4 protein-coding genes are annotated in these 7,956 nt (G+C 59.5%); 3 read left to right on the top strand and 1 reads right to left on the bottom strand.

Features of this window, described 5'->3' with window-relative positions; genetic code table 11:
- Window positions 1–498 precede the first annotated feature (498 nt).
- From DDD64_RS08555 to mtnN, 3 genes are all read left to right on the top strand, one after another.
- A complete protein-coding gene (locus DDD64_RS08555) occupies window positions 499–2,841 on the top strand; it encodes an FIVAR domain-containing protein (RefSeq protein ID WP_126135945.1) in 2,343 nt (780 codons plus the stop codon).
- 309 nt (window positions 2,842–3,150) lie between these two features.
- Window positions 3,151–3,606 (top strand): S-ribosylhomocysteine lyase, encoded by a 456-nt coding sequence (locus tag DDD64_RS08550; protein WP_126135944.1) that lies wholly within the window; start codon window positions 3,151–3,153, stop codon window positions 3,604–3,606.
- Window positions 3,603–5,021 (top strand): 5'-methylthioadenosine/S-adenosylhomocysteine nucleosidase, encoded by a 1,419-nt coding sequence (mtnN, locus tag DDD64_RS08545; protein ID WP_126135943.1) that lies wholly within the window; start codon window positions 3,603–3,605, stop codon window positions 5,019–5,021. The genes DDD64_RS08550 and mtnN overlap by 4 nt, the downstream gene beginning before the upstream one ends.
- 48 nt (window positions 5,022–5,069) lie before the next feature.
- On the opposite strand, the gene DDD64_RS08540 is transcribed toward mtnN, so the two are convergent.
- Entirely contained in the window at window positions 5,070–7,274 is a 2,205-nt protein-coding gene (locus tag DDD64_RS08540; RefSeq protein WP_126135942.1) for a S9 family peptidase, read from the bottom strand.
- Window positions 7,275–7,956 lie beyond the last annotated feature (682 nt).

Below are 7,956 nucleotides of genomic sequence, written 5' to 3'. Positions count from 1 at the left end.
AAGACTATTAGTGGGAAGGACGTTATTGCTTGACCGGTATCTGATATCCAGTCCTTATTAGTATCGAAACCAGAGAATGACAATCATGATTCGAGAACACAGATACACCACTACCCAGGACTTGACCATACCTTTATCTAGGCCATGTGTTCCATCTGGGAAAACTTGCGCAAAGATAAGCGCTACCTACACCCTGGTAAATAGCCAGCAGCCTCACCGTTCCACTATATTGGTAAGCACACGCAACCCTGAACCAGATTCGGCAATTGCGCTTTTGTGTATTTATGGTCGAAACCTCACCGTTTCTTCCTTCAAATACTTCTACAGAATACGAATGTGAAGGAAAATGGATACTATCAAGACAGGGCGGGCAAAACGCACACTTGTTGCATCCCTTGCCGCGCTTTTAGCAACCTCGGCGCTTGCGGCCCCCGCGAGCGTTATGGCGGCAGAAACCGCTGGAAATACCCCCCCCCCCCGCCAAATCCTAACGCCGTAATGGATGCCTACCAGAAGGGTCAGGCGGATACTTACTACCACGATCTACTCCAGAAACTTCCTGAAACCGTCAGAAATAACGATCTTTCGGATGACGCTTTCAATGCAGAAGCCGAAAAGCTCGGCCTTGTCCACGGCGCCATTCAAGAAGTAACGGAGCTGGGCGGCTGGAAGGCTATTAATAACGGGAAAATCTTGGTAGCCAAAGCCCGCGAAGATGGCCTGTTCCTTAACTCTACGGTTGGTACAGCCATTTCCGAAGGAGGCAATACCCTCCTCGACTGCTTCGTAGACGAACTATCAACGGGGACGCACCCCTATCTCCTTGCACTCGGCAAAGCCTGGGACGCTAAAGCTTCTTTCACAAATGTGAAATCCATCAATGAAAAGAATCTACCTCCTAAGCGAGACGGCGATTCACCTTTCGCCGAGCCGTTCTACGGTATTGAGCGCGAGTTCAAAGCCTATGCCCCCGAACATGGGACTAAGGTGGTGGTGGACTTTTCCACCGGCTCTCTGGCACGGACTAACCGTGCGGCTGGCTATACCGTTCGTGTTCTAACAACGCAAGCCGGAACCGACAAAGAGATTTATTCGGCTTCTTTCAACCCCGGTGATACCGCAAGCACTCCCGAGTACACTGTCACACCTTTTGGCAACGGCACGAAGCCAGTAACTTTGGACGCTACCCCAGCAACGGCCGAAGAAATCGCTAATAAAACCGCAATTGCCTACTTCCGGGGCAAAGACAAGCAAAAGGGTATCCAATACGCCACGCAATTCAATAATGCACGCCCGGTAGATTTTACAAATGTTAAGCCAGGAGCGACGGGGCGCTTCACATCAAAGCCTATTGATCTTCCAGTCGGCGTCACCGCTTACAAGGTTCAGATCACTCCTGATTTTTCCTCGACAAGTGGTGCGTACGAGCGGTGGGGTCATTCCACTACTCTCAACGAGCAGCGCTCCCCCGACCATTACGTCACCCCGCTTTTCGATTCTTTCAACGTGGACCAGAAGACTGATCCAGTAGCCAAGGCATTGCTGCGGGAACAGCTGGATGCACTCAAGAAAGTCAAGGATGCCACGATTGTCGATAAGTCCAATCCGTCTATCGACACGCTCAACAAGGCCATCGCAGCCGCAGAGGCAGCCGTAACAGCTTCGGATCTGAAGTCCGCTGCGGAATACAAGGAACTGGGTGAACAGCTCAAGACAGCCAAGGATTCCCTAATCGATATCGCACCAGCACTTGCGCAGGTGCGTGGTGAGCTGGCAAAGAAGATCGCTGAGCTTGACGCAGCTCCCGGCGCTCGAACCGGGGACAAGGAAGCCGCGAAGGAAGCCGCTCAGAAAATCGCTAATACTGCTATTGCAGCTTTGAAGGAAGTTGCGCAGCAGTCCGATATTCAGCCGATACTCACAACCGCGCTGGAGAATATTCGTGCGGTAACTGTATCCAATAAGGAAGCGCTTATCGCCAAGGTAAACGAAGATGCCACTTTCAAGGCAACTCCGCAGTACCGGAACACTTCTAACCCGGTCTTCCTCAATGAGGACGGCACTCCGAACACCGATAAGAATGATAAGGCTGCTGCCGCGAAACAGGCCTACGACCAGGCCGTCTTGGACGCGCAAAGCACGATCATGAACCCTGTAGCAACACAGGATGAGGTCGATGCCGCACTTAAGACGCTGAACGATGCTCGTACCGAGGTAGAGAAGTACGCGACCGACAAGGCCAAACTCGAAGCATCCATCAACCAAGACGAAGCCACCAAGGCTTCCCCCGCCTACACCAACGCTTCCGCGGACAACGCTTCGGAAGCAGCCAAGGAAGCTAAGAAGAATTACGATGCGGCACTAGAAGCCGCTCGCAAGGTCTTCGAAGACCCGGCCGCTACCCAGGCAGCCGTGGACCAGGCAACCACGGCTCTGGACGAGGCACGAGCCAAGCTCATTGATGCCGCCAAGACTGACAAGGCCAAACTCGAAGCATCCATCAACCAAGACGAAGCCACCAAGGCTTCCGCGAAGTACCCGGCCGCTCCGGAAGAACTTCGCAAGGCTTACGAGGATGCGCTTGCCAAAGCGAACCAGGTGCTCGGTGACGCTAACGCAACCCAAGCCCAGGTTGACGAAGCAACCGCAGCTCTTGATGAGGCTCGCGCTAAGATCAACAACTTCAAGGCTCCCAACAAGGCCGGCAAAGTTGTGAAGAAGGGCAAGAAGCAGGCATTGCAGCATACCGGTGCCGAAATCGCACTGAGCGCTTTCCTTGCGCTGAGTGCCATCTCAGCCGGCGCAGCGCTGGTATACGTACGCCGCCGCAAGGCCGAGTAATCCAATAAGGCCAGTCTTACACTGACCTGATACCACGCGAGGGTGGTAGGAAGCCCCAAAACAGAGCTTCCTACCACCCTCGTTTTCACGCCCCACGGCCCAACATATTCAGGTGCCGATCACCCGGCCAGCACAGTCCCAAAATCTAACTACATTGAGCCGAATCAGAAAAGCTAGATACAATAGCCAGTGTTTGTAACACGCCGTGTGGCTCCAGCAGAACCGAGCAGGCTCCAGCAGAACCGCACGGATCCATGACAACCGGCCCATCAAAGTAGCGTTCCAAAGAAGGGAAGAGCCGTGCCGCATATGAACGTCGAGTCTTTCAACCTCGACCACCGGAAAGTTTCCGCACCCTACGTGCGGGTTGCCGATATCAAACGCCTGCCGCACGGGGACGTCCTCACCAAATACGACATTCGCTTCTGCCAGCCCAATAAAGAGCACCTGACCATGCCGGTCATTCACTCCATCGAGCACTCCTTCGCCGAATACTCGCGCAACCACAGCGATGCCGTGGTCGATTTTTCCCCGATGGGCTGCCAAACCGGCTTCTACCTGCTACTCGCCGCCGAACCGGACGTACCCGGCACCTGCGAGCTGGTGGAACAAACCTTCCGTGACATCCTGGCCGCCACCGAAGTCCCGGCCGCGAACGAAGTGCAGTGCGGCTGGGGTGCCAACCACAACCTCAAGGCCGCCCAGGAAGCGGTGGCCGCCATGCTGGCCGGGCGCGCGACCTGGGAGCAGGTGATGGCCAAGTGAGCCGCACCCTCGCCCTCGCCCCCGGCGGCACCCGGCTGCGCGCCCTCATCATCGCAGCTCAAGACGAAGAAATCGTGCCGGTCCTCGCGGCCCTACGCGCCGAACCTTTCTGCGCCACCACCCCGGCCACCGCCGAATCCCTCCAGTCCATCTTCCCCACCGAGCTGCGCGGCGCATCCGGGGTGAACGTCCCCACGAACCTCGGTCCGGTTCTCTGCCTGCGCACCGGCATTGGCCTGGTCGCCACCGCGAGCGCCCTCGGCTGGGCGCTGGCCCGCTACCGCCCCGAGGTCATCATCTCGGCCGGGTCCGCCGGCGGCCTGGCTGCCGATATCCGGGTGGGCGACGTCGTTGCCGGAACCCGCTACCGCTACGGCCGCGCGGACGCAACCGTCTTCGGCTACGCACCCGGGCAGGTCCCCGGCGCACCGGAGTATTTCGAAGGCGACGCAACCCTCCTCGCCGCGGTCCCGGAGAATGCACGCCGCGGCGAAGTCCTCTCCTCCGATGCCTTTGTCACGGCCGCGAATGTAGAGGATACCCGCACCCGTTTCCCGGACGCACTGCTAACCGATATGGAATCGACCGCCGCCGCGCATACCGCTGCACTCGCGGGCATTCCTTTTATCACGATCCGTTCCGCCTCGGATCTATGCGGCCCGCAGGCCGGGATCGATTATCACATCGGCATCGACGAAGCCGCCGACCTTTCTGCCCGCGCGGTCACAGCGACCCTCGCGCGCCTGGCGGAAACTTCGCCGTGGCACGGCACCGCGAGTGGATCACGCGCCCGCAGCCTGCCGCCGCGTTTTTCACACCTCGCGCTCGAGGCCGCGATTCTCTATGTTTTCGGCCGTGTTCACGCCACTGCGGGCGACGACGCCGCAGCGCCCGCCGCCTCACTTGACGCGGAAATGGTTGCGGATGTGCGCAAGGCGCTCGGGGATTGCGCCCTGGACGCGGACGAGGTGCTCGCCTGCATCGCCCGGGCCCAACGCGCGATTGCGGCCGATCCGCAGCTCACCCTCACGGCAAAGCAGTACGACGCCGAACGCCTGGCCGTCACGGAACAGGCAGGCGCGGAATCCGGGCGCGGGAAACTGACCTGGCCACCCACCTCGCAAACCGTAATCAAGCGTTTTTCCGGGTATTGGAACGAGGCGCTCCAGGCGGTCGGGCTCTCCGTGAGCAGCGGGCGCAAACGCGGTGCCTTGAAATTCACCACCCAGGATTATGTAGATGCGTTGCGCAGCCACGCTATCGCGGCGCGGCGCAACGGCAAGAACGTCAGCTACAACGGGTACGTGGAGTGGCTGGCCGATTCGGGCAACCAGGGCACCTACCCCTCCGGGGCCGCGATTCGCCAGCGCTTTGGCTCATGGTCCGCGGCGCTGGCCGAAGCGGGAATTAGCTAGCCGAAACAGGGCTGAGCTAGCCGGCGCTGCGCGCCTAGTACACCGCGCCTAGTACACTTCGGTGGCGTCGATCTGGTCGAGCATCCACGCCACCTCTTCGGCGCGCTCCCGCCAGGCGTCATAACGCCCGGTTTTCCCGGCGTGCCCGGCCACCATCTCGATGCGTTCCAGGATGGGGCGGTCCGGGCTGGGCTTGGTTTTCTCGCGCAGCACCTGGACCCACTTCGTGGGCTCCACGTAGAGCACCCGAATATCGTTGAGGGACGTGGTGGCCAACACCGCCGGGTAACGCACGCCTTCGCGCACATTCTCCACCGGGCTGTAGTCCTTCATATAGGCATACACCTCCGGAGAAGCCACCGGGTTACCCCATTCTTCCCACTCGCCCACCGTCAGCGGGAGCTCCGGTTTAAGAATGGTGGTCAGCGCATCCACGAAGGGCACCGCGGCATGCACGGCTCGGAAAAGCTCGGGGGCCTGGTTGATCGCCGCACCGATCAGCAGACCACCGGCGCTGCCACCTTCCGCCACCAGGCGATCAGGTGCCACCCAGCCGGAGTCGATAAGCCACCGCGCCGAATCCACGAAATCGTTAAATGTGTTTTTCTTGCGGAGGAGTTTTCCGTCGTCGTACCACCGGCGCCCCAGTTCACCGCCGCCACGGATATGCGACCACCCGATAACGACGCCGCGGTCGAGCAAGCTCAAGCGGTAAATAGAGAAATAGGGCTCGTTCGACACTTCGTAACTGCCGTAACCGTAGAGGTAGCCGGGATTGGTGCCATCCGGGTGGATATCGGCACGGCGCACCACCGTGAGGGGGATCTCCACACCATCGCGGGCGGTCACCCATACCGCATCCTGGGTGTACAGCGAGGGGTCATAACCCGGGATATCAAGAGTGCGCAGCACCTCAATATCACCGGTGCGCGGGTCGAAGGCCTTTTGGGTGGGCGGCTCCAGGATGGACTGCTCCGTGAAGACCACCCGCGAAGTGAACCAATTGCCCTCCGGGTAGGTTTCCACGAAGCTTCCCTCGCCGGTGGGGATGGCCACCGGGGCACACCAGCCGTGGTTAGGACGTGCCGCGGCCGGTTGTGCGGGCGCCGTGGTGGCGGCGTCGTTCCCCGCAACCGCGCGGGCATCTGCACTGGCCGCTGCCGACGGGGCCGAACCGATAGCACTGGCGGCAGAAAGTGGACGTTCGCGGCGTATAACCCGCAACTGCGTTTGGCCTTCGGAACGCATCGAAATAACGGCGTGGCCGGCGTAGGCCTCCACGTAATCGACGCGCTCACCCTCCGCGGGCACGAAAATGGGATCCCACTCTTCCGGGGTGGAGGTGCGCAGCGGCGCGGAAGCCACCTCGAAATCGGGGCGGTTGGCGTTATGGACGATAAGGACTTGGTCGCCGGCCGGTTCCGCGGTGTATTCCAGGCCTTCGCGACGCTCCAAGATCTTGACGCGCTGCTCGATATTCTCCGTGGAAATAAAACGCACATCCGAGGAGGTCACCGAAGCGGAACGGATAATAATCCACTTGCCGTTGCGGGACTGTTCGTGATCAACGGAGAAACGCTCGTCGTTTTCCTGGAAGAGGACCGTGTCATTAAAATCGCCGATGCGGTGGAGGTTGACCTGCCACTGACGCCAAGAATCATCCACGCGCGAATAGGCAACCGCGCTGGAATCGGCCATCCAGGCTAGGCCGTAGCCAATGTCGCGCACGGAATCATCAACGATCTGGCCGGTTTCGATATCGAAAATGCGCAGGGTGAAATGCTCATCGCCCGTGAAATCCACGCTCATGGCGCCGAGCTTGCCATCCGGCGAGGGCATGAATCCGCCGCAGAGGAAGAATTCTTCCCCGAGGGCGAGCTCGTTACCGTCCCACACCGGGAATTCCGGGAAAGAGGTGTTCAGGTCCGGGCGGGCGGCTCCGCGGGCCGGGGTGCGGAACATCGCCGGGTACTGCCGATCCTGGAAAGTGCGCCGGTAGTACCACCAGTCTCCCACCCGGTAAGGAAGGGCGCGGTCAGCCTCCTTGGTGCGCGCCTTGAATTCGGCCACGAGGTTATCGCGCAGATCGCTCAGACCCGCGGTTTGCTCCCGGAAATAGGCGTTTTCGGCGTTGAGAAGCGCGCGGACATCCGGATCAGATTTATCACGCAGCCACTCGTAATTATCCACGTAGGTGTCGCCGTGGAAAGTGCGTTCGGTAGGGATTTTCTTCGCGATCGGGCCGATAGTCATGGAGGGATTCTACTTGACAGGAGGTGATTGGTGCGCGTGGGCGTGCGCTGTTGCGCGGCACCGTGCGCGCGGGCGTGTGGTACGACGGCGCAGCCGCCGGCTAGCGCGGACGTCGTCACGTTAGCGGGCGGAAGGGAGCGGGCGGAAGGGAGCGGGCGGAAGGGAGCGGGCGGAAGGGAGCGAGAATCTCACAAACCTCAGCAGTCACACCAGCATCTGGGGATGGAACATGTGTTGTCAGAGCTGTACTTCGTGTGTACGACATTTGCAGTACAGCCCGGAAAAACACCCCGCCCCGCCGGCTAGGGCACCTGGGGGGTAAATAGACAGAAATGGTTGCTAATACCCAGACTTTCCCTCGCTATACCAACACAAAGTCCGGGTCGTTGAGCTTTCCGGCCTCAATAGCCTTGCATACTTGACAAACACCGGAACCTCAGCAGTCACACCAGCATCTGGGGATGGAACATGTGTTGTCAGAGCTGTACTTCGTGTGTACGACATTTGCAGTACAGCCCGGAAAAACACCCCGCCCCGCCGGCTAGGGCACCTGGGGGGTAAATAGACAGAAATGGTTGCTAATACCCAGACTTTCCCTCGCTATACCAACACAAAGTCCGGGTCGTTGAGCTTTCCGGCCTCAATAGCCTTGCATACTTGACAAACACCGGGATATCCACAT

Source organism: Actinotignum sanguinis (genome assembly GCF_003957255.1).
Taxonomy (GTDB): domain Bacteria; phylum Actinomycetota; class Actinomycetes; order Actinomycetales; family Actinomycetaceae; genus Actinotignum; species Actinotignum sanguinis.
The sequence above is the reverse complement of the archived record's forward strand: the minus strand, read 5'-3'. Positions and strand labels throughout refer to the sequence as shown.

Bases quoted from the DNA above. Each gene is read 5' to 3' on its own strand.
- DDD64_RS08555 (WP_126135945.1), top strand. From the start codon at position 499: ATGGATGCCTACCAGAAGGGTCAGGCGGATACTTACTACCACGATCTA.
- DDD64_RS08550 (WP_126135944.1), top strand. From the start codon at position 3,151: ATGAACGTCGAGTCTTTCAACCTCGACCACCGGAAAGTTTCCGCACCC.
- DDD64_RS08540 (WP_126135942.1), bottom strand. From the start codon at position 7,274: ATGACTATCGGCCCGATCGCGAAGAAAATCCCTACCGAACGCACTTTC.